The 18,232-nt window shown below is 71.5% G+C and carries 18 protein-coding genes; 5 read left to right on the top strand and 13 right to left on the bottom strand.

Annotated elements, in window-relative coordinates; all coding sequences use genetic code 11:
* Positions 1–2: 2 nt before the first annotated feature.
* The 3 genes from ABD250_RS13535 to ABD250_RS13525 are packed head-to-tail and all read right to left on the bottom strand — an operon-like array spanning position 3 to position 1,678.
* Complete coding sequence (locus tag ABD250_RS13535) at positions 3–440, bottom strand: PaaI family thioesterase (protein ID WP_182652349.1); 438 nt, start codon at positions 438–440, stop codon at positions 3–5.
* 23 nt (positions 441–463) lie between these two features.
* Entirely contained in the window at positions 464–1,090 is a 627-nt protein-coding gene (locus ABD250_RS13530; protein WP_182658407.1) for a GyrI-like domain-containing protein, read from the bottom strand.
* Between the two features lie 3 nt (positions 1,091–1,093).
* Positions 1,094–1,678 (bottom strand): pyridoxamine 5'-phosphate oxidase family protein, encoded by a 585-nt coding sequence (locus ABD250_RS13525; RefSeq protein ID WP_179525247.1) that lies wholly within the window; start codon positions 1,676–1,678, stop codon positions 1,094–1,096.
* Positions 1,679–1,768: 90 nt separating this feature from the next.
* Between ABD250_RS13525 and ABD250_RS13520 the strand changes: the two genes are divergently transcribed.
* Entirely contained in the window at positions 1,769–1,987 is a 219-nt protein-coding gene (locus ABD250_RS13520) for a sigma factor-like helix-turn-helix DNA-binding protein (RefSeq protein WP_182658406.1), read from the top strand.
* 13 nt (positions 1,988–2,000) lie between these two features.
* On the opposite strand, the gene ABD250_RS13515 is transcribed toward ABD250_RS13520, so the two are convergent.
* Together ABD250_RS13515 and ABD250_RS13510 are read right to left on the bottom strand one after the other, a co-directional pair.
* On the bottom strand, positions 2,001–4,370 hold the full coding sequence (locus tag ABD250_RS13515) for an ATP-binding cassette domain-containing protein (RefSeq protein ID WP_182658405.1): 2,370 nt from the start codon (positions 4,368–4,370) through the stop codon (positions 2,001–2,003).
* Between the two features lie 80 nt (positions 4,371–4,450).
* On the bottom strand, positions 4,451–4,807 hold the full coding sequence (locus ABD250_RS13510; protein ID WP_179525250.1) for a hypothetical protein: 357 nt from the start codon (positions 4,805–4,807) through the stop codon (positions 4,451–4,453).
* Positions 4,808–4,960: 153 nt separating this feature from the next.
* Here ABD250_RS13510 and ABD250_RS13505 point away from each other — a divergent pair, with 153 nt between their 5' ends.
* Positions 4,961–5,305, top strand: coding sequence for an RNA polymerase-binding protein RbpA (locus ABD250_RS13505; protein ID WP_179525251.1), 345 nt, complete (start codon positions 4,961–4,963; stop codon positions 5,303–5,305).
* Between the two features lie 107 nt (positions 5,306–5,412).
* Here the strand turns inward: ABD250_RS13505 and ABD250_RS13500 are convergent, their stop codons facing one another.
* From ABD250_RS13500 to ABD250_RS13490, 3 genes are read right to left on the bottom strand one after another with little or no spacing between them, the layout of a single operon-like run.
* The gene (locus ABD250_RS13500; RefSeq protein ID WP_182658410.1) at positions 5,413–6,180 is read right to left on the bottom strand and encodes a polyprenol monophosphomannose synthase; all 768 of its coding nucleotides are present in this window, start codon (positions 6,178–6,180) and stop codon (positions 5,413–5,415) included.
* Between the two features lie 12 nt (positions 6,181–6,192).
* Complete coding sequence (lnt, locus tag ABD250_RS13495; RefSeq protein ID WP_344392778.1) at positions 6,193–7,791, bottom strand: apolipoprotein N-acyltransferase; 1,599 nt, start codon at positions 7,789–7,791, stop codon at positions 6,193–6,195.
* Positions 7,788–8,687, bottom strand: a complete 900-nt coding sequence (locus tag ABD250_RS13490; protein WP_344392776.1) for an amidohydrolase — start codon at positions 8,685–8,687, stop codon at positions 7,788–7,790. Before ABD250_RS13490 ends, lnt begins: the two co-directional genes overlap by 4 nt.
* A 72-nt stretch (positions 8,688–8,759) precedes the next feature.
* Here ABD250_RS13490 and ABD250_RS13485 point away from each other — a divergent pair, with 72 nt between their 5' ends.
* A complete protein-coding gene (locus ABD250_RS13485) occupies positions 8,760–9,653 on the top strand; it encodes a precorrin-3B synthase (protein WP_344392774.1) in 894 nt (297 codons plus the stop codon).
* On the opposite strand, the gene ABD250_RS13480 is transcribed toward ABD250_RS13485, so the two are convergent.
* The gene (locus ABD250_RS13480) at positions 9,645–11,363 is read right to left on the bottom strand and encodes a cobalt-precorrin-6A reductase (RefSeq protein WP_344392773.1); all 1,719 of its coding nucleotides are present in this window, start codon (positions 11,361–11,363) and stop codon (positions 9,645–9,647) included. The two genes, ABD250_RS13485 and ABD250_RS13480, sit on opposite strands and share 9 nt — an antisense overlap.
* A 28-nt stretch (positions 11,364–11,391) precedes the next feature.
* Positions 11,392–12,171: a decaprenylphospho-beta-D-erythro-pentofuranosid-2-ulose 2-reductase gene (gene dprE2, locus ABD250_RS13475; RefSeq protein WP_182657957.1), complete on the bottom strand. Its 780-nt coding sequence runs from the start codon at positions 12,169–12,171 to the stop codon at positions 11,392–11,394.
* A 63-nt stretch (positions 12,172–12,234) separates the two neighbouring features.
* On the opposite strand from dprE2, the gene ABD250_RS13470 reads away from it, so the two are divergent.
* Positions 12,235–12,654, top strand: a complete 420-nt coding sequence (locus ABD250_RS13470) for a pyridoxamine 5'-phosphate oxidase family protein (RefSeq protein ID WP_182643907.1) — start codon at positions 12,235–12,237, stop codon at positions 12,652–12,654.
* A 47-nt stretch (positions 12,655–12,701) separates the two neighbouring features.
* On the opposite strand, the gene ABD250_RS13465 is transcribed toward ABD250_RS13470, so the two are convergent.
* Complete coding sequence (locus ABD250_RS13465) at positions 12,702–13,808, bottom strand: M24 family metallopeptidase (protein WP_182657956.1); 1,107 nt, start codon at positions 13,806–13,808, stop codon at positions 12,702–12,704.
* Positions 13,809–13,946: 138 nt separating this feature from the next.
* Between ABD250_RS13465 and ABD250_RS13460 the strand changes: the two genes are divergently transcribed.
* A complete protein-coding gene (locus tag ABD250_RS13460; RefSeq protein ID WP_182657955.1) occupies positions 13,947–14,876 on the top strand; it encodes a 5'-3' exonuclease H3TH domain-containing protein in 930 nt (309 codons plus the stop codon).
* Positions 14,877–15,076: 200 nt separating this feature from the next.
* Here ABD250_RS13460 and ABD250_RS13455 read toward each other — a convergent pair whose 3' ends face one another.
* Both ABD250_RS13455 and tatC read right to left on the bottom strand, forming a co-directional pair.
* A complete protein-coding gene (locus ABD250_RS13455; RefSeq protein ID WP_182657954.1) occupies positions 15,077–17,737 on the bottom strand; it encodes a DEAD/DEAH box helicase in 2,661 nt (886 codons plus the stop codon).
* Positions 17,721–18,232: twin-arginine translocase subunit TatC (tatC, locus tag ABD250_RS13450; RefSeq protein ID WP_344392772.1), on the bottom strand; the 512-nt coding region annotated here is incomplete at its 5' end. The genes tatC and ABD250_RS13455, both read right to left, overlap by 17 nt.

Here is an 18,232-nt window from a genome sequence, read left to right as displayed (position 1 = left end):
GGTCAGCTGTGCCGAGCCGGATCCGGCCGCGGAACGTTCTGCAGCCTGAGTTGGCCCCTCGCGAGTACCGTGCCGCTCTCGGACTGGCGGATCACCACGTCCCACAGCTGCTGACCGCGCCCCTGGAACAACGCTTCCGCGCTCACGTCGACCCGCCCGCCGGTCGACGCCCGCAGGAAGTCGGTGCCGTTGTGGACGCCGACCGCGATCTGGCCCCGGTCGGCCACGGCGGCTCCGGCGCCCGCGCCGCCCGCGGACTCGACGATGCTGGCGTAGACACCCCCGTGGACGGTCCCCCACGCGGTGAGGTGGTCCTCGCCCAGAAGCGCATGGCCCCTTAGGCTCGTCGCGGTCACCTCGTCGATGACGAGCCCTGAGGCTCGGACGAACCTGCTCGCGTCATCGGAAGAGGCATCGGGGAATCCGTCGGAGGTGGTCATGAGTTCTTTCTACCCGCACCCGATCACTGCTCCGCGGCGCTCGCCACGGGTTGGCGCAGTATCGTCCGCAGCCGAGCCGGTTCGGTCTTGCGCGCGTCGGAGAGATAGATCTCGTGGTGGTGCCCCGAGGCGATCAGGCCGCGACCGGTGATGGCCTCCTCGTGCATCCGGGCGATGACCGGACCCTCCGCGTCGTACGGTCCGACGTGCAGGGTCTGGACGGCCGGGCCCTCCGCGAACTCCTCGAGGCGGACCCGGTCCACCGCGACGTGAGGCTTCCTCCGGGTCACCGTCTCCACGGCGGAGGCCACCATGTCCTCGGTGACCCAGTCCGGCTGCCAGATCATCATGGTCCACGCCCAGGCGTCCTTGTCCCGCGCGGTGAACACCCCGAGGTCGTCGGCGTACCAGAGACCCTCGAGCGGGCCGACGGTGTGGACTCGCCCGAGTTCGACCCTGGCCACCGCCCGCACCGCATAGGAGCACGTGTACAGCGCCTCGAGCACCTTGCCGTAGTCCGCGGAGGTGTTGGGGTTCCCCGAGCCGTCGGCCGTGAGGAATCGCATCGGTGGTACCTCGACCAGGTCGAACCTCGCGACTGTGCCGTTGTAGAGGTCCCTGCGCTCCCGTTTGATGTCGAAGGTTCCCACGTCTCACCCTTCCCGCAGTTCGTCGATCTGCCGGCGGTACACCTCGGTGAGGTCATCGATGTACGCGCGATCCCACCTCGGCGTGATGTGCTTGCTGCAGTTGGCGTCGGCGGCCACGAGATCCACGACGATCGCCCTCTCGACATGCCCGGTGTAGGTCCTCTCCCCCATCGAACGCAGGCGCCCGATCAGGTCCGGGTCCCGGTCCGGTTCGATGACCCGGGCGTGACCGAAAACCTTGAGCCTGGCCCGGGTGGGATAGTCCACGAAGAGCAGACAGACGCGCCCGTCGTGGTCCATGTTCCCCACGGAGACGTACTGACGGTTTCCGCGGAACTCCAGCCACGCGAGAGAGGTGTGCGTCAGGACGTGGACGAACCCGGTGGGTCCCCCGCGGTGCTGGACGTACGGCCACCCGGACTCGGTGACGCTCGAGAGGAGGAAGTGGTCGGCGCGCCGGATCAGCGCGGAGTCCGTGCCCTCCAGGGCGAATTCGCCGGTCTCCGTCGGCCTGGTGACGCCCGTCGACTCCTGCCGTGCACGGGCGGCGGGACCGAACGCGATCTCGGGATATCGGTTGGTGGGCATGACCACGACCCTAGTCCGCCGTACCGGACCGTCAACTCTGATTGACGCGCCCGGTGCTGTCAACGTAGGTTGACGAACGAGGTGAGAAATGTGAACACGACCTATGACGACGCCGACGACCACGAGGAAGACACGCCGAACCCGGTCGCCCGCCTGGCCGCGATCGCGGAGGCGAGGGCGGCGCTCGCCCGGGAGGAGTCGGCGGCGGTCCGACACGCTCGGCTGCACGGGTTGAGCTGGGCGGAGATCGGAGTCGTCCTCGGAGTGAGCAAGCAGGCACTGCACAAGCGGTTCGGTAAGGCGGGGTGATCGCCGGTACCCCTCACCCGATCGCGGGCTCGACACCCTCCGCCACGTACCGCGCGAGGTGCTCACCGGTGAGCGTGGACCGGGCTGCCACGAGCTCGGCGGGCGTGCCCTCGAACACGACGCGGCCGCCACCGTGGCCGGCCCCGGGACCGAGGTCGATGATCCAGTCCGCGTGGGCCATGACGGCCTGGTGGTGCTCGATGACGACGACGGACCTGCCCGCGTCCACCAGCCGGTCGAGCATGCCCAGCAGGTTCCGGACGTCGGCCAGATGCAGGCCGGTGGTCGGTTCGTCGAGCACGTAGACCTCCGCTTTGTCCGCCATCTGCGCGGCCAGCTTGAGACGTTGCCGCTCCCCTCCCGACAGCGTGGTCAGCGGTTGTCCCAGCCGGACGTAGCCCAGTCCCACGTCGCGGAGCCGGAGCAGGATCTTGTGCGCGGCCGGAATCCGCGCCGGTCCCTCGCGGAAGAACTCCTCTGCCGTGGCCACCGACATCGCCAGGACCTCACCGATGTTGCGCTCCCCCAACCGGTACTCCAGGACCTCGGCCTGGAAGCGCCGGCCCTCGCAGTCGTCGCACGTCGTGGCGACCCCCGCCATCAGACCGAGATCGCTGTAGATCACGCCCGCCCCCTTGCACGTGGGGCACGCGCCCTCGGAGTTGGGGCTGAACAGGGCGGGTTTGACCCCGTTTGCCTTGGCGAAGGCCTTCCGGATGGGCTCGAGCAGCCCGGTGTAGGTGGCCGGGTTGCTGCGGCGGGACCCGCGGATCGCGGCCTGGTCGATCGCGACCACACCGGGACGTGGGGAGACCGACCCGTGGATGAGCGAGCTCTTCCCGGAGCCGGCCACGCCGGTCACCACGCACAGCACGCCCAGCGGGATGTCGACGTCCACGTCCCGGACATTGTGGGCGGTCGCGCCCCGCACCTCGAGGTGGCCGGTCGCCCTGCGGACCCCGTCCTTGAGCGTCGCGCGGTCGTCGAGGTGGCGGCCGGTGACCGTGTCGCTTCCCCGGAGGCCGGCGACCGACCCCTCGTAGCAGATCTCGCCACCGGTGGACCCGGCACCGGGCCCCAGGTCCACCACGTGATCGGCGATGGCGATGATCTCCGGCTTGTGCTCCACCACGAGGACGGTGTTCCCCTTGTCACGCAGCCGCAACAGCAGGTCGTTCATCCGCTGGATGTCGTGCGGGTGCAGACCGATCGACGGCTCGTCGAACACATAGGTCACGTCGGTCAGCGCCGACCCCAGGTGTCTGATCATCTTGACGCGCTGCGACTCACCACCGGAGAGCGTGCCGGCCGGCCGGTCCAGGGAGAGGTAGCCCAATCCGATCTCCACGAAGGAGTCCAGGGTGTGCTGCAGCGCGGCGAGCAGCGGGGCGACCGATGGTTCGGAGACCCCGCGAAGCCACTCGGCCAGGTCGGTGATCTGCATGGCGGAGGCATCGGCGATGTTCAGTGCGCCGATCCGCGACGATCGTGCGCCCTCGTTCAGGCGGGTGCCGTCACACTCCGGACAGGTGGTGAACACCACGGCTCGCTCCACGAATGCCCGGATGTGCGGCTGCATCGCCTCGACGTCCTTGGCCAGCATCGACTTCTGGATCTTCGGGATGAGCCCCTCGAAGGTCACGTTGATCCCGTCGGCCTTGATCTTGACCGGTTCCCTCCGGAGCAGGTCGTGCATCTCCTGTTCGGTGAAATCGCGGACTGGCTTGTCCATGTCGAAGAAGCCGGACCCCGCGTAGATGCGTCCGTACCACCCGTCCATCGAGTACCCGGGTACCGTGATGGCCCCCTCGGCGAGGGACCTGGACCGGTCGACCAGAGCGTCGACGTCGAAGTCGGACACCGACCCACGCCCCTCGCACCTGGCGCACATCCCGCCGGTGATGGAGAACTCCGCCTTCTGCCGGGTGCCGTCCGCCTTCGTCAGGATGCCCACCCCGCTGGCGGACGCGACGTTGAACGAATACGCCTTGGGTCCGCCGATGTGCGGCTCCGCCAGTCTGCTGAACAGGATGCGCAGCAGGGCTCCGGTGTCGGTGGCCGTGCAGACCGTCGAACGTGGGTCGGACCCCATGCGCTCCTGATCCACCACGATGGCGGTGGTGAGGCCGTCGAGGAGGTCCACGTCGGGGCGCGCGAGGGTGGGCATGAAGCCCTGGAGGAACGCGCTGTAGGTCTCGTTGATCATCCGCTGGGACTCGGCGGCGATCGTGGCGAAGACCAGTGAGCTCTTGCCGGAACCGGACACCCCGGTGAAGACCGTGAGCCGTCGTTTGGGCAGGTCGACGTTGATCGACTTCAGGTTGTTCTCCCGCGCCCCCCGGACGCGGATGACGTCATGGGAATCGGCGATGTGCTCACTCACGGGGCGTCTCCTCGCTGGGGTGTCTGCGGACAACCGTAGGTGCCGGACACCCCGCCGGGGAGGGATACCTCAGTCGCGGTTCACCTCAGTCGTTCGGCGCGCCGGGCAGCGTCCACCAGGTCACCGGACATCCGGGCCAACTCGGTGGCGTCCTCTCCCTCGAGGATCGCGGTGCGCAGGTCCTCGCACGCGCACCTGAGCTGGAACATCCGGTCCATGAGGTCCGTCGACTCGGCTTCCGAGAGCACCACGGTCCCCTCCGGCAGTTCGCGGACCCGCAGAGACTGCCGTTGCTCGTAGGCGCGCTGACGACACGACCGGCGGCAGTACCGTCGTCGTCGGCCCGTGTCGCCCTCGTCCACCGGACGCCCGCACCACGCGCACGAGGCCTCGCCCCGCCGAGGCGGGGGTTGAGCGGCGGGGGCGTCGGTGTCCACGGAGGTCAGGGTACCGAGACGGTCCCCGGCTGGCCTGCTGCCCTATCCCGTGGGAACATTTGGGGGGTCACCTGGCGTTACATCACCAGGAACACGGCAGCGTCGTGTCGCAGGCAGCTGGACAGACGGACGAACACGGTAGAAGGAGTTCGCATGGCAGATCGAGTCCTCAGAGGCAGCCGCCTCGGTGCGGTGAGCTACGAGACCGACCGGGACACCGATCTCGCGCCCCGGCGGATGGCCAAGTACCAGACGGAGAACGGCGAGGTGTACGAGGTCCCGTTCGCCGATGACGCCGAGATCCCCGGGACCTGGATGTGCAAGAACGGCCAGGAGGGCCAGCTCATCGACGGTCCGGCGGTCGAGGTCAAGAAGGGCAAGCCGCCGCGTACCCACTGGGACATGCTCCTCGAGCGTCGCTCGCTCGACGACCTCGAGGACCTGCTCAAGGAGCGGATGGACATCCTCAAGAAGCGTCGGCGCGCCGGCGCCCGCTGAGCATCCTGACGCCGGGCATCACGACCCGGCAAGGACGCCCCGGCCCCCTCACGGGGCCGGGGCGTCCTGCGTCCAGGGGTGCCAGGTCGGCTCCGGAGGGCGCCGGCTCAGCGCCGGACGAGTGACGTCAGTTGACGGCGCCGCTTCTCCCAGCCCCAGCGGGCCACGTTCACGGCGGCCTCCCGGAAGATCGACTCGCTCATCTTGGACTGCCCGACGGTGCGCTCGGTGAAGGTGATCGGGACCTCGACGACCGTGCCCCCGGAGTTCAGCAGCCGCCAGGTCATGTCGATCTGGAAGCAGTAGCCCTTCGACTCGATGGCCTCCAGGTCCAGGCGCATCAGTGACTCGCTGCGATAGGCCCGGAAGCCGGCCGTGATGTCCCTGATGCCCACGCCCAGCATGATCCGGGAGTAGACGTTGCCTCCGCGGGAGATCACGTGGCGCTGCCACGGCCAGTTCTCCACGCTGCCGCCGGGCACGTAGCGCGACCCGATCACCAGGTCCGCGCCGGCGTCGACCGCCGCGAGCATCGCGGGCAGCCGCTCGGGCGGGTGGCTGCCGTCCGCGTCCATCTCCACCAGCACGGTGTAGCCGCGCTCCAGGCCCCAGCGGAATCCGGCGATGTAGGCGGCCCCGAGTCCCTGCTTGCCCGGGCGGTGCAGGACGGTGATCCGCCCCCGCGCGTCCTGCGCGGCGAGCCGGTCGGCGACCTCCCCCGTGCCGTCAGGGCTGTTGTCGTCGGCGATGAGGACCGCCACGTCGGGAGACGACGCGAGCAGACGCTCGACGACGCCCGGCAGGCTGTCTCGCTCGTCGTAGGTGGGGATGATCACCAGGGTCCGCGCGGACGCAGCGGCGGGCGGAGGCGCCATCGGATCGGTCACTTACGTCTCCTCGTGCTCGGTCGCGGGTCGCTGCCTGGTGCGGATCAACGCCCATCCCAGGCCGACGAGCCCGATGAGACAGCTCACCATCTGCGGAATGCCGCCCAGTCGGGTTGCCATCGTACCGGCGGTCCCCAACTCGACCTGCGCCGCCAGTGTCGCGGGCTCGAAGATCCCGGTCTCCTGGCGCACCTCACCGTCGGGGCCGATCACCGCGCTGACCCCGCTCGTGGCGGCGATGAGGACGGGGACGTGGTGCTCGACGGCCCGGACCCGCGACATCGCGAGTTGCTGGTAGGTCATCGGGGATCTGCCGAAGGTCGCGTTGTTGGTGGGCACGGTGAGGATCTGCGCGCCGCGGGCGATCGGTTCACGGGCCGCGGCGTCGAAGGCGATCTCGAAACAGATGGCCACACCGAGGTCGATCCCGGCCGCGGTGATCAGCCCGGTGCCGTCACCCGGGACGAAGTGCCCCGCGGTCCGGGCGATCGGGAACAGCGCTTCCAGCGGCGCGCGGAGGGGCAACCACTCCCCGAACGGCTGGATGTACTTCTTGTCGTGACGGTCGACCACCGGACCGGCGGCGGAGTCGGACGATCGTCCGTCCCAGACCAGGTAGGAGTTGGTGGCCTCGGGGCCGTCCCCGACCGGCAGGACGGTGCCCACGAGGATCGGGGCGTCCAGGCGCCGGGACAGGGAGGTGATCTGGGCGCCGGCCAGACGGTCGGCCAGGGGCGAGATGTCGGAGGCGTTCTCCGGCCACAGCACCAGGTCGGGCCGGGCCGCCGTGCCGGCCTCGATGTCGTCGGCGAGCTCCGAGGTCACCCGGAGATGGTTCTCCAGGACCGCGCGACGCTGGGCGTTGAAGTCCAACCCGAGGCGGGGGACGTTGCCCTGGATGACGGCGACGTCGGCCGTCTCCCCCGGTGACCCGGTCGTGGTGTCGACCGCGGCGACCGCGACGAGTCCGACGGTGACCAGCGGGACGGCCAGCAGCCCCGTGGCGGCGCGCAACGGCTGGCGGCGGCGCGCGACCAGCAGGACCGTGAGCCCGATCGCGGTGCCCGTGGCCGCGACCGCGAATCCGAGCAGCGGCGTCCCGCCGAGTGCGGCCAACGGCAGCAACGGGCCGTCGGCCTGGCCGAACGCCAGCCGACCCCACGGGAAACCACCCCACGGCCAGGAGGATCGGACCCACTCCCACACCGACCACCAGCCGGCCACGCCGAGCGCCGCACCCACCGCGCGCAGACCGGGACGCCGCCCGGGCGCGAGCCCTGCCCGGAGGATCACCACGGCCCCGGCACCGAACGCGGCGAGGTAGAGCGCCTCGACCAGTGCCAGTGCCCACGCGGCGTACGCGCCGACGTACAAGCCCACCCAGGGGACGAGCAGCAGGAAGAAGACCATGCCGGCGACCAACCCGAGGAGCGCGCCTGTCCGCGCACGGGGCGCCGGCCCACGGGACGGGGACAGGACGACGACGAGCAGGGCGATGGCGGGAAGTGCGGCCCACCACAGGCCGACAGGGGGGAACGACGCGGCCAACAGCGCTCCGGCCGCGGCCGCCCCCACCGCGCGTAGCAGGACGGGGATCACCGCGTGTGCACCGTGGACCCGCCGTCGACGACCAGCCCGCGCAGTACCGGGTCCGGTCCCGAGAGGTCGGGCATCGGAGGGACACCGGACCTCGGATCGGTGGACCAGCGTTGGACGGCGTCGTCGGCCGCGACCACCGCCAACTCTCCCGTCCGCCACCTCGCGTAGGTCGCCGACGCCCCGGGGGTGAGGGTCCCCGCCGTCCCGTCGCGTGCCCCGGCGGCGCGGCGGGCGCCCCGGGTCAGGGCGGTGAACGCGGCGCGTGGTGACAGACCCCGTCCGTCGGGCACCGAGGTGAGCGCCCGCAGGGTGTCCCACGGCCGTACCGCGTCATCGACCCGCATCGATGCGGCCAGCGCGACCCCGGAGCCGGCGATCCGCACGAGGTCGCACCCCGCGAGGTCGTCCACGAGGGGCCGGAGCAGGAGAACCGTGCCGACCGTCGCGAGGGCCGCCAGTGTCCCGTCGTCGATCCGTGTGGTCATCCCGATGATCACCGGGGTGCACCGCGCCACCGCCGGACCGCCGAGATCCCCGGCCAGCCGGGTGAGCTCGTCCGCGATCCGCGCCGGGCCCTCATGGGTGTCCAGGACCACCCGCTCCCCCGCCCGGATCCGGTCGCCCACGGCGTCGAGCGGGTGCGATCCGGGAACGGGGGCGGCGACCACTCCGTCGCCGGCGGCTGCATCGAGGTCCAGGCCGGTGGAGAGGCACTCGACGAACGCGGGCGCGACCCAGTCCCCGTCGAGATCGACGCGTTCGGCGCCGGGGAACAGCGCGGGTCCCGGCGCGTCGGAGCCGGCCCACACGACCAGGCCGTTCTCGTGGGCCAGGGCGGTGGCGTCACGTGAGGAGGGGGTGAGGACGCGGCCTCCGGTGGCCAGCAGTGCGGTCATGTCCCCGATTATCCCTGAGTCGCCAGACGGGGGTCCGGTCCCCCGCCTGCCGGGCGCCTAAGCTGGCACCCCATGACCGACTCTCCCCCCGACGCCGTCGCCCGCTTCCCGGGCGGCCGGCTGCGTCCCGCCGACTGGACGACCCTGGCGGGCGTGGCCGCCGAGCACGGCGGTGACATCGGACTCGTACCGAAGGGCGGCGTCGTGGTCAGGCGCGCGGGCGGTGAGCCGCTGTCCCGGTCCGACCTCGTCGCGGCCGGACTGCCCCCGATCGTCGGGGACCGGCGTCTCCCCCACGTCATCGCCTCGCCCATGGCCGGTCGTCTCCACGGCCACCACGACCTGGCCGACCTGGCCGAGCGGCTGTGCGCGGAGATGGTCGGGCGTACCGGCATGCCCGTGCCGCGTCGTTCGCTGCTGGTGGGCCTCGACGACGGGTCCGGGGACGTCCTGGCCCACTCGCCCGATCTCGCGGTGGTCGGCGGGGGCCCCGACGGGAACGTCCGGGTGCACCTCCCCGGACAGCGGGAGGGGTCGGAGATCGCGGCGACCGACGCCCCGCGGGTCCTCGCGGATCTCGCCGACGCGCTCCTCTGGAGCCCGGACGCGGTGAGGGCTGTCGGCGATCCGGACGCGCCGGACCACCTCGTCGTCGTCGCCACCGACGCAGACCTGACGCCCTCCCCCCGTCCCGCCGCCACTACCGCCGTAGAGGTGCCCCCCGTGGGGTGGGTAGACACCATCGACGGGCTCGTGAGCCTCCTCGCGGTGGTACCCCACGGGATCGTCCCGGCGCGTCTGGCCGAGTTCCTGGGCGCCGTCGACCGCCCGAGCACGGTCTCCGCGGACCGGGTGATCGGCCTCCACGAACTCACCGAGGACATGGCCGAACAGGTCGTGCGGGTGCTGGCGCCGATGGGGATGGTCTTCGACGCCTCGTCGCCCTGGGTGACCGGGTCAGCGTGAGCCGAAGCGCCGGACCAGCCAGCGGGCCGCGTCATCCACGGAGTGCACGGTCTCGATGAGAGGTCCGGAGTCGCCGACGCCGACGGGGTCGGGCTGTGCGCCGGCCGGCCGGTCCACCATGACGATCGGGATCCTCAGGTCGCGCGCAGCATGGAGCGTGGCGACCGACGCCTGCCCCCCGGTGTTGCGGGTGACCAGGACGTCGATCCGGTGTCGGGACATGATGGTCCGCTCGGACTCGAGACCGAACGGCCCCCGGTCCAGCACGAGCAGGTAGCGGTGCGGGAGCGGCCCGGGTGGCGGCTCGGCGCAGCGGATCAGGTAGGACCCCCGGGTGTCGCCCGCGAAGGCGGTCGGGCCCCGTCGTCCCACCGTGAGCATCGGGCGCCGGAAACGCTCCCGGACCAGCCGTGCGGCCGCCTCGGTGTCGGTGACGTGGATCCAGTGGTCGCCGTCCTCCGGCGTCCACGGCGGGCGATGCACCCGGAGCAGGGGGGTGCCGGTGGCGTGGGCGGCGCCGGTCGCGGTGGCCGAGATCCGGGTGGCGAACGGGTCGGTCGCGTCGATGATCGCGCTGACGTCGTTCCCGCGGAGCCAGTGGGCCAGGCCGTCGGCCCCCCCGAACCCCCCGATCCGTACCTCTCCCCGGGGCAACCGCGGGCGGGACGTCGCGCCGGACAGAGCGGTCACCACGTCGAGCCCGGCCGTCACCATGAGGTCGGTCAGACCGCGGGCCTCGCCGGTCCCGCCCAGGACGAGGATCCGGCCCGGGGTGTCCGAGGGCATCCGGGCGGTCGACGTCGTCACGACGGACCGCGGCACCGATGCAGGGGTGGGCTCGGGCGACCGGCTCGCCACCGGGGCCGGTCCGCGGCCGGCCACGGAGACGTCGCCGTCCTCCCGGGGCCCGAGGGGCCGTGCGTCGTTGTCCTTCCGGTGCCCGAGGGGCCGTCCCACGATCACGACCATCTCCGCAGGGAGATCGGTACCCACCAGGCGGTCGGTGATGTCCCCGAGCGTCCCGATGACCGTGGTCTCGTCCTCCCGGCCCGCGGACATCACGATCCCGGCGGGGCACCCGGATCCGTGGGCGTGCGCGAGCCCCCGGATCACCTCGGCGAGCTGCGGGGCACCCACGTGGGTCACCACGGTGAGGTCCGAACGCCCGGTCAGAAGGGTCGATCCCGGCTCCCCGCCCGATTGGGCCGGCAGGGTCTGGTCGCCCACCGGCGTGTTGTGGACCGACCCGGTGTTGTGGACCGACCCGGTGTTGTGGACCGACCCCGTGTGGTGGACCGACCCCGTGATGTGGACCGATCCCGTTCCTCCGGGTGCGGACAGGTCGACCCCGACAGCGGCGGCCGCCGCGGCGAACACGGGGACACCGGGGACGATCTGCCACCCGATTCCCGCCGCATCGAGAGCGCGGAGTTCCCGGTCCACCTCGTGGTGCGACGACGGATCCCCCGGGATGAGCCGGACGACCCGGTCGCCCCGCTCGCACGCCGACCGGATCTCGACGACGACGTCCGGGAGGGGCATTCCTGTCGTGTCCACCAGACGGGCCGTCGGCGGACAGAGGGCCAGCACCTCGCCGGGCACGTGACCGCCCTCGAACAGACAGGTCCCGCAGCGGGCGAGCAACCGGGAGGCGCGGACGGTGAGCAGATCCGCGGCGCCGGGTCCGACGCCGATGAACCGGGCGGTCACCGGGCGCGGTCATCCGCGGCGGGGGCGCTCACCGCGGCATCCGTCGCCACAGCGGCTGCGGCACGAGCCGGGCCACGGCGAACATCACCCGCAGCTGCCACGGGATCCACACCACCCCGGCCCGACGGGCCCGCACCCGATCGACGACCGCGTCGGCCACCTGGTCGGGAGTGGAGGAGAACGGGGCGGGGTCCATCCCCTCGGTCATCCGGCCGATCACGAACCCCGGGCGGGGGATCACCAGCGTCACGCCCGTGCCGTGGAGGGCGTCGGCCATCCCCGAGGCGAAACCGTCGAGACCGGCCTTGGCGGAGCCGTACACGTAGTTCGCCCGCCTGACCCGTTGGCCGGCGACGGACGAGAACGCCACCAGCACCCCGCGCCCCCGGGACTTCATCCGCTCCGCCAGAACCGTGAGCAGGGCGGCCTGGGCCACGAAGTCGGTGTGCAGGATCCTGGCCGCAGTCGCCGCGTCTCTCTCGGCCACCTCCTGATCGCCCAGGATCCCGAACGCCAGCACGGCGATCGAGATCTCACCGATCCGGGACTCGACATCCTCCACGACCCGGGCGTGAGAGTCGAGGTCGTCGGCGTCGAAGTCCATGATCTCGACGGCCACCGCCCCGGCCGCCGTGAGGGGGGCTGCCAGCGCGGAGACGTCCCGTCCGGGGCGAGTGGCGAGGACGACCGTGCATCCGTCTGCGAGACGCCGGGCGACGGCCAGACCGATCTCGCTCCGGCCACCGAAGATCACGACGACCTCGCCACCCGGTGCGCGCCGGGGCGAGGGGGCTGCTGGGGTGGACATGAGGGAATTGTCCCACGCACGTCGTCGCGGTCCGCGTCGGCTCGCTGTGGCAGGCTCGCCGCTATGTCCCGCACACTGGCAGACCTCTCCCCCGACGCCCACGAGTTCCTCGCCGAGTACCACCTGGGCACGCTCACCACCCTCCGCCGCGACGGTTCACCGCACGTGGTGGCGGTGGGCTTCACCATCGACCCCGAGTCGGGGCTGGCCCGCGTGATCACCCGGCGGGGATCGCAGAAGGCGCGCAACGCCGCGCGCGGCGGGCGGGCAGCGGTCTCCCACGTCGACCGCGGCCGCTGGTTGACCTTCGAGGGGCACGCGCGGCTGCTCACCGACGAGGCCTCGGTCCGCGAGGGCGAGCGCCGATACGGGTTGCGCTACCGCGAACCGAAGCCCAATCCCGAGCGCGTCGTGGTGGCGATCGAGGTGGACCGGGTCCTGGGCTCCGCCCAGATGTTCACCGGGACCGGGCTCGGACGCTAGAGCTTCCCCGGGGATCGCCGGCCGAGGACACGGACCGGGGCGCGAGATCAGAGGACCCGGAGACCCCGGTCACCGGTGTTCAGGTCACGCCGGCCGTCCTCCGTCACCGCGACGATGTCCTCGAGACGGGCACCCCACCCGCCCGCCGTGTAGATCCCGGGCTCGACGGAGAACACCATGCCCTCCGCCAGCACGGTGTCGGCCCCGGGCGCGACGAACGGGGGCTCGTGCAGCCCCAGACCGATCCCGTGTCCGGTGCGGTGGAGGAACAACTCCCCGAGCCCCGCGGCCGCGAGGTGTTCGCGGGCCGCGGCGTCGACCTCGCCGATCGCGACGCCCGGGCGCACCGCCTCCCGGGCCAGACGCTGCGCCTCCTGCAGCACCGCGTACGCCTCGGCGATCCCGGGGTCGGGCGCCCCCATCGAGTACGTGCGGGTGCAATCCGAGTGGTACCCGCTCTCGAGTGGCCCGCCGATGTCCACCACGACGATGTCCCCCGGTTCGATCACGCGGTCTGAGACCCCGTGGTGCGGGTCGGCGCCGTTGGGCCCCGAGCCGACGATCACGAACTCGGCGTGTGTGAGCCCCTCCTGCACGATCGCGGCGGAGATCAGCTCACCCACCTGCTCCTCGCTACGACCGACCTCGAGGAACTCACCCATCCGCGCGTGGACCGCGTCGATACGGCGGGCGGCCTCGGCGAGCTGGTCGAGCTCGTGCGGCGTCTTGACGGCCCGCACGTGGTCGATCACCTCCGAGGCCAGGATCACCTCACCGTCGACACCCAGCTGGAGTGGGACGAGATGGAGCGCGGGCAGCGCGGTCGAGACGGCGATCCGGCCCCACACCGTGCCCGCGACCAGAGGGACCGCGTCCGTACCGTCCGCCCAGGGATGGATGTCCGCGCCCACCCGGGCGGCGGCCCGGCGGGTGACACCGGTGAGCTCGAGCGCAGGGAGCACGAGGAGGGGCGTTCCGTCCCCGACGGGCACGACGAGGGCCGTGAGCCGCTCGTGGGACTCCATGCGTTCGCCGGTGAGGTAGTCCATGTCCTCGCCCGAGTACACCACCACGTGATCGATCCCGAGCTCGCGCGCTCGATCACGCACCGCCGTCAGTCGCCGGGCGTGGGTGTCCGAGGGGCCGGTGCTCATCCCCCCACCCTAGGTCGTCGGGCGTCGCGGGCGCCCGCCGTCCGCTCCCGGCGGACCACTGTCACCTCGCCCTCTCACGGGGAGGACTATTCTGACGCCAGGTCGATACCCGGCCCACACTCGACCCGAGGAGGCGCGGTGTCCCAGGGCCCGCTCATGGTTCTCGACAGTGCCGGCCTGTGGTTCCGCGCGTTCCACTCGGTACCGGAGAAGATCACCGGACCCGACGGCGCACCGGCCAACGCGGTGCGTGGATTCTGCGACATGGTGTCGGTGCTCCTCGAGGAGTACTCGCCGGCCGGACTGGTGGCGGCCCTGGACCGCGAGTGGCGCCCCGACTGGCGTGTGGGGTTGGTTCCGTCGTACAAGGCCCACCGTGTCGGGGACGACGGCGGGGAGGACGCGCCCGCCTCACTCCACCCGCAGGTCGGCGCGATACGGGAGATCCTCACCGCCGCTGGTATCACGCAGGCGTCCGCCGCCGACGCCGAAGCCGACGACGTCCTGGCGGAACTTGCCGCGCGTGATCGCGAGGTGCTGGTGGTGACCGGCGACCGCGACCTGTTCCAGCTGGCGTCGGCGAGCACCACGGTCGTGTACGTGGGGGCGGGGATGAAGAAGCGACTCGCGTACACCCCCGAGGTCGTCGCGGAGCGCTTCGATCTTCCCCTCGGCGACGACGCGCGCGTGTACGCCGACTACGCGGTACTCGTCGGTGACGCCTCCGACGGCCTGCCGGGGGTGGCGGGGATCGGCACCAAGACCGCGGCCTCCCTCGTGCGGGAGTACGGGGGCCTCGACGGCATCGTGGAGGCCGCTGAGGACGACGGATCTGGTCTCACCGCCCGGCAGCGGAAGGCGGTTCTCGAGGCCACCGACTATCTGACCGCCGCCCGCGGAGTGGTCCGTCTGCGGGGTCGCGGGTTCGAGTTCGAGTTCGAGGGTGATACCGACGGCCGGCGCGGACACGTGGACCGGGCGCGGTTGGACGCCCTCGGTGAGGCCACGGGACAGGCGCGTGCGATCGGGCGTCTGGAGAAGGCGGCCTCGGTCCTGGACCCGGCCTGAGAGCCGTCGCCGGTCCCCTGCAGGCCCGGGGCCGGTCATCTCCCGCGCCGGAAATCACCAGCGCCAGTCATCGATAAGAGCGTTCCGCACACCCTCTTCTCGCACGATGTGTGCGGAACGCTCTTCGCGATGGAGGGATGGCGCGACTGCGCGGTGGAGGGATGGCGCGACTGCGCGGTGGAGGGATGGCGCGACGGGGGTCAGACCGTGTGGTCGAGCACGACCCCGCGACGTAGGGACCCCACGGCCGACCGTGCCGTCCGCGCGAGATCGGGCTCGGCGACCTGCCCGACCTGGGCCAGGACGTCCACGACCAGCCGCGCGGAGCGAACGAAGTCCCCGGCGGTGAGTTCCACGCCCTCCTGCCACGAGGCGGCGAGGATCGACGACAGCGCGCCACCCGACACCCAGTGGTGCAGGACCGGTGCGAGCCCCGCGTCCAGATCCGGGGTCGAGGGCAGGTGGTGAGCCTTCTCGGTCGCGGCGACGTCGGCGGCGACGAGTTCGGTCTCGGCGAGGGCCGCGCGCAGCAGTTCGTCGGAGGGTTCGCGGACCACCGCGTCACTGCGGGGGTGGGCCACGACGGTGGCGATCACCGCCGCCAACCCGGCCGGGTCCAGCCCGGCCCACACGCCGCGTCGGAGACACTCGGCCACGAACAGGTCCTGCTCGGTGTGCACACCCGCGAGAAGGCGGCCGGCGTCCGTGGCGCGGATCTCGCCCTCCCGGTCCTCCAGGTAACCCAGGTGCTCCAGCAGACCGACGATCCTCCGGAAACGGCGGGCCAGGGAGTCGGAGTCGGATTCCACCTCGGCGGTGAGCTCGGCCACGTCCGCCGCTGCCCGGGCCCAGCGTTCGTGGAGACGTGCCAGCGAGTCGACCAGCGGGTCGTCGTGGAGGGGGTGTTGGCGCACGGCGCGGCGCGCCGCGGCGATCCGCGGGTCCTTGCGGACGGGCTTGCCGCCGGCGTTCTTCATCCGACCCCGGGCTTTACCCCGGAGTCCCTCCATCCGATGGACCAGCGCCCGCTTGGCCCGCCCGTCGAGCTTGCGTCGGCCGCGGGGCAGATCGACCCTCCCCACCGGGACGGGGGGTGCCGCGAAGTCCTGCTGGCGCAGCCAGCCGGTCCAGCCGGTGTCGGTCAGGCACAGCAGTGCCGGGTCGGCGGGGATATCGGTGCGGACCTGCAGCACCGTGGCGACCATGCCGAACCGTTTGCGGCCCACGGTGATCACCGAACCCGCGGTCTGTTTGAGCATCGCCGCGCGGACGGAGTCCAGCCGGTCGTCCCGGGTCGCCTTCTCGGTGGACTTCTCCAGTCGGCCGAGGTCCGCACGGAGCGACATGTACTCGTCGAGCTGCCGGTCTCCGCCGGCGTCCTCGAGATCGGCCCGGATTCGGTCCCTCTCATCGGTCCTGCGTTCCACCGCCCGGGACCGGGACACCAGCGTGCGGTCGGTCTGGAACTGCGCGAACGACCTGCCGATCAGCGAGGTGGCCTCCGCCACGCCGAGTTGCTCCACGAGGTTGACGGCCATGGAGTAGTCGGGTGTGAACGCACTGCGCAGTGGGAATCGCGGGGTGTCGACCAGTGCGGACAGTGCGTCCAGGTCGAGGTCGGGCTGGTCCAGCACCACCGCGGTGCCCTTGGTGTCGATCCCCCGCCTCCCGGCGCGCCCGGTGATCTGCGAGTACTCCGCGGAGGTGAGCATGGCGTGGGTGTCGCCGTTGAACTTGGTGGTCTTCTCCAGGACGACCGCGCGGGCCGGCATGTGGATTCCCAGGGCGAGGGTCTCGGTGGCGAACACCACCTTGATCAGACCCGCCGAGAACAACTCCTCCACGATGGTCCGGAACAGCGGCAGCATCCCCGCGTGGTGGGCCGCGATGCCGCTGACCAGCCCGGCCCGGAAGGCGGTGAAGTCGAGCGCGTCCAGGTCGTGTCGGGGCACCTGTGCGCATGCGGCGTCGACGTGCGAGGCGATCCGCCGGGACTCCTCCCCGGTGGTCAGCCGCAACCGGGCCCGCCGCATCTGCGAGACCGCCCCGTCGCAGCCCGCCCGGGAGAACACGAAGTAGATCGCGGGCAGCAGATGGTCGTCGTCGAGCTTCTCGATGACGTCCTGGCGCCGCGCCCATTGCGCTCGGGGCCGGGCCGCGACCCGCTCGTCGTGATATCCGCCTCGGGTGCGCCGCCGTTGGTCGGCCGCCGCGCGGACCGGGATCAGATCCCCGTCCGTGTAGAGCATGTGTGCGAGCGGAACGGGCCTCAGCTCGGAGAGCACCACGGCGGTGTCCCCCCGGATCTCGCTGATCCAGTCCCCCAGCTCGTCGGTGTTGCTCAGCGTCGCCGACAGGCCCACCAGTCGAACCGCCGGATCGAGGGTGAGGATGATCTCCTCCCACACCACCCCTCGCGACCGATCACCCAGGTAGTGGATCTCGTCCATGACCACACAGTCCAGGTCGTGCAGGGCGGAGGAGCCGGAATAGATCATGTTCCGGAGGACCTCGGTGGTCATCACCACCACCGGGGCGTCGGCGTCGATCGAGTGGTCCCCGGTGAGCAACCCCACGTTCTCGGGCCCGAACCGATGACGGAACTGCCGGAACTTCTGATTGCTCAGCGCTTTGACGGGCGTGGTGTAGAAGCACCTGCCGCCGCCGGACAACGCCCGGTGGGCCGCGTACTCCCCGATGAGCGTCTTGCCCGAGCCGGTGGGCGCCGAGACGAGCAGATTGCGGCCGGCGTCGAGCGCGGTGAACGCCTCCAGCTGGAACGGGTCCGGGTCGAAGCCCTCCGTCTGCAGGAACGATTCGAGCAGCGTGCCCGAATCGTGGGGCTCAGAGCGTGTCGTCATACATCGCCCCACCCGACGGCGCCTGGAGGGGCCGGGCACCACCGAGTGGCTCGGGTGCGGACAGCGGGCCGGTGGACCGGACCGCACCGGAGCCGTCGAGGCGCTCGGACGGGCCCAGCGGCGACGCGGACTCGTCGTCGACCTCGAGCCACTCCTCGCGGTTCCTGCTCTTGCGCTTGTCGTGGATGCGGGCGAACTGGATGGACATCTCCACCAGGATGCACACCGCCCCGGCGAGGGCCAGCATCGAGAACGGGTCCTGCCCGGGCGAGGCCACGGCGGCGAAGACGAAGATCCCCATGATGATCCCGCGGCGGGACCTGGCGAGCACCTCGTACCGGAGCACTCCGGCGACGTTGAGCATCGCGATGAGCAACGGGATCTCGAAGCTCACCCCGAAGATCAGGATCAGCTGGATGAGGAAGGTGAAGTACTGCGTACCTGAGAGGGCGGTGGTCTGGACGTTGTCGCCGATCGAGAGCAGGAACTCGAGGG

Source organism: Dietzia cercidiphylli (assembly GCF_039531545.1).
Classification (GTDB): Bacteria; Actinomycetota; Actinomycetes; order Mycobacteriales; family Mycobacteriaceae; genus Dietzia; species Dietzia natronolimnaea.
Note: the sequence above shows the minus strand (reverse complement) of the source record. Positions and strands in the feature narration are given on the sequence as shown.